Origin of the sequence: Parendozoicomonas sp. Alg238-R29, from assembly GCF_947331445.1 — a bacterium.
In the GTDB taxonomy this organism is placed as follows: Bacteria; Pseudomonadota; Gammaproteobacteria; order Pseudomonadales; family Endozoicomonadaceae; genus Sansalvadorimonas.
Window position 1 is genome coordinate 1 of sequence record NZ_CAMZOG010000241.1, and the last position, 918, is coordinate 918.

At 51.0% G+C, this 918-nt stretch carries 1 protein-coding gene; it reads right to left on the reverse strand.

Annotation, left to right across the window (positions count from 1 at the left end; translation table 11 throughout):
* Positions 1 to 918: ISL3 family transposase (locus tag QMA35_RS21850; RefSeq protein WP_281649242.1), on the reverse strand; the 918-nt coding region annotated here is incomplete at both ends.

Here is a 918-nt window from a genome sequence, read left to right on the forward strand (position 1 = left end):
CACCGATCAAGATATTTTCCTGCCCAATGCGGCGAGACGTATTCCCAGAACGCCTGGAATTCCTCTTTGAGAAGGTAAGCCCTGACACTTTTCAGGTTGTACTGGAGCACCGTGTTGAGTTTGATCTCTTCTTTCTCTGTGAGATTCTCCTGTCGCTTCAACAAGCACCAGCGGGACTTTTTGAGAACGGGTTCGTAGCCGTCAGCCTGAAGTTGTTTGTGTTCGGATGCTCTGATTTCATCAATGGCTTTGTTGAGCATGGCAACGATGTGGAACCGATCCAGTATGTGCAGGGCTTGACCGGCAAAGTGGGCAATGGCTTTGACGTAAGGTTGCCACATGTCAGAGCAGACAAACTCCAGTTTCTCGCTTCGTTCACTGCCAAACTCACGGAAGAAGCTGCGTATAGTCGCCTCTGTGCGCTCCTGACCAACCCATAACAGACGGGTACAGGCGCGATCTATCTGGTAGACCACGGTCAGGTATTTGTGGCCGATCTGGTAGGCCACTTCATCCACCCCAATGGCTCTGATGTTGTCGAGTGAACGGTGAGCTTTGCCCCACTCAACCACATACTCAACGGATTGGAATACCTTCTCCCATGAGGTGTCGAACGAATGGGCCGTCTCTTTCCAGGAGAGTTTTTTTGCCCAAAAAGCCAGGAACTGCATGTAGGTTTTGGTGAGTTCTTTCTTGCCGTCAGCCCAAGGCACCTGTTCAACCTTTACGCCGCAGGTTTTACACTGCACTCGTCGCATGCGGTAAAGAAGAAATACCCGGATTCCCCAGAAGGGAACGAACTCAAAACGACGTTCGGTGAGGGAGTCGTAACCTGGTGCAGGCTTCAGGCAACCAGAACAAAGGGCGTGACTGTTCTTTCTTGGAACAACCGTAACATTGAGAACTTCGGCTCCTTGA